This window comes from Desulfovibrio sp. 1214_IL3152 (assembly GCF_036763055.1).
Taxonomy (GTDB): Bacteria; Desulfobacterota; Desulfovibrionia; order Desulfovibrionales; family Desulfovibrionaceae; genus Desulfovibrio.
Genome location: NZ_JBAIYW010000308.1, coordinates 1 through 2,279, shown reverse-complemented (window position 1 = coordinate 2,279; position 2,279 = coordinate 1). Strand labels below are relative to the sequence as shown.

The following is a 2,279-nucleotide window of genomic DNA, read 5'->3' as shown; positions in this document are numbered from 1 at the left end:
GGCCAGCAGATCCTGCACCTGCTCCACACGCCGGGGGCGGGCGGCGGCCAGGGGGCTGCCCGTTTTCAGGCTGGCGTCGGAAGCATAAACATGAAGTTCTTCCGCCGTGACAAGCAGGTCTTCACCCAGCGTCCGGCGCAGAAAATCCATGTCCGCAGGCTCAAGCCTGTCCGCATAGGGCTGTGCATCGACACTGTGGGGCAAAGGGTTCAGAAGTGACGCTTGCGTCATGAGGACCGCTCCCGGCGAGATAAAATATGTAGCCGCACATGAGCCGCGCCGCCACATCTGCTCGGGTCTGTTTGCTTCATATCCGCCCCCGTCGGGACAAGCAAGGGCCGGATGTGACACGCGCCCGAGCGACTGGTGCGGCAGTTACGGCAGTTGCGACAGGTGCAAACGGGGCGCGTCAACAGCCCCTGCAAGCGCGCAACGCAATGCGACGGCAAAAAACAGCTGCCATGACAGCATCACGGCAGCGTTTTGTCATACTTCCAGGCTCAGGCCCACAGGGCAGTGGTCCGAACCGTACACATCGTTTTCTATCCATGCATCGCGGATGGCGGGCGCCAGCTCTTGCGACACGAAGAAATAATCAATACGCCATCCCACATTCTTGGCCCGCGCGCGAGTCTTGTATGACCACCACGAGTAGTTGTCCGGCGCATCGCCATGCACATGGCGGAAGGTATCCACATAGCCCATAGCCGTGAAGCGGTCGAGAAAGGCGCGCTCTTCGGGCAGAAAGCCCGTGCATTTTTCATTCTGCTTGGGCCGGGCCAGGTCAATGGGCCTGTGGGCTATGTTGAAATCGCCGCAGACAACAATGGGCTTGCTTTTGCGGCATTCTTCGGCATAGGCCAAAAAAGCCTCGAAATATGCCATTTTATAGGGTACGCGCTTGAACTTGCCTGTAGGCTTGCCGTTTTCATCCAGTTCTTCGGCTCCGCCGTTGGGGAAGTAGCCGTTGAAAAAATGAAACTCTGGATATTCCAGATGCAGCAGACGGCCCTCACCCTGAAATTCCGGCTGCGGCAGCTCAGCGCTCCAGGAAAGGAAAGGCAGACGGCTGAATACGGCCACGCCGGAATAGCCTTTTTTGACTGTGCTTGACGCCCAGCGGCTTTCCCAGCCCGCAGGCTCACGCACGTCTTCACCCAGTTGTTCCGGGTGCGCCTTGGTTTCCTGCAAGGCCACCACCTGGGCATCACTTTGCGCAAACCAGTCCCAATCAGCCTTGGTAGAAACAGCCCTCAGCCCGTTGACATTCCAGGATACGAGTTTGAACAGCATAAAACCTCCGCCGCAGAGCATAGCCTTGCGCGCCCCGCCCCGCAAGAGCTGCCGTCAGTGACGCCCACCGGCGAAGATTGCGCAAACGCGCATTTTATTGTAATAACAGGGGCGGGTCACATTTATGCCGTGCCGGACTTTCCGGCGCGTAAGCCCACGAAATTTTAGGAGTCGCTTCATGGACATCTTGCCCATTCGCCGTGCCATTCTGAGCGTTACGGACAAAAGCGGCCTTGTGGATTTTGCCACCTTTCTGACTGCCCGCGGGGTGGAGCTTGTCTCTACCGGCGGCACGCAGAAGGCGCTGGAGGCGGCGGGCCTGCCCGTCACCGCAGTGAGCACGGTCACCGGCTTTCCCGAGATTCTCGGGGGCCGGGTAAAAACCCTGCACCCCAAGATCCATGCCGGTATCCTGGCAAACAAGGACGAAGAATCCCACATGCTGACCCTGTCTGAAAAAGGCATACGCCCCTTTGACATGGTTTGCGTCAACCTCTACGACTTTGCGGGAGCGGTGGAGCGCAAGCTCTCCCTTGAAGAAGCCGTGGAGGAAATCGACATCGGCGGCCCCTGTATGCTGCGCGCCGCTGCTAAAAACTTTCACAGCATTCTTGTGCTGCCTTCTCCCCAATGGTACCCCACCGCCATGGATGAAATGCGCAGCCACGACAATGCCGTGAGTCTGGAATTCCGCCAACTCATGGCCTCAAGGGCTTTTGAGGCCACCTCGCGCTACGACGCCCTCATCACGTCCTATCTGCGCCCGTAACCGACATCAGGCAGGGCGGCCCCAAGCCGCCCTGCTCTTTTCAGAAGTGGCCCCCCTTGACGGCCGCAACGAACAGCGCGCCGCTGCGCCAGGAGCACACCATTCCAAAACCAGAAGGCCATCTGCAAGGGCTGAAACCCAGCCAGCTTGCCGCCCTCAACCGCCTGTTCAACCGCCGTTTTCCGGCGGAAGACGTGTACACGGTGGAGCAGGCGCG

At 59.3% G+C, this 2,279-nt stretch carries 2 protein-coding genes and 1 pseudogene; 1 reads left to right on the top strand and 2 read right to left on the bottom strand.

Annotation, left to right across the window (positions count from 1 at the left end; all coding sequences use genetic code 11):
* Both V6C07_RS06550 and V6C07_RS06545 read right to left on the bottom strand, forming a co-directional pair.
* Positions 1–231: pseudogene (locus tag V6C07_RS06550) on the bottom strand (FAD/FMN-containing dehydrogenase); the annotation flags it as partial.
* Between the two features lie 255 nt (positions 232–486).
* Positions 487–1,293 (bottom strand): exodeoxyribonuclease III, encoded by an 807-nt coding sequence (locus V6C07_RS06545; RefSeq protein WP_333535544.1) that lies wholly within the window; start codon positions 1,291–1,293, stop codon positions 487–489.
* A 178-nt stretch (positions 1,294–1,471) separates the two neighbouring features.
* Here V6C07_RS06545 and V6C07_RS06540 point away from each other — a divergent pair, with 178 nt between their 5' ends.
* On the top strand, positions 1,472–2,062 hold the full coding sequence (locus V6C07_RS06540; RefSeq protein WP_333535543.1) for an IMP cyclohydrolase: 591 nt from the start codon (positions 1,472–1,474) through the stop codon (positions 2,060–2,062).
* The last annotated feature ends 217 nt before the right edge of the window (positions 2,063–2,279 follow it).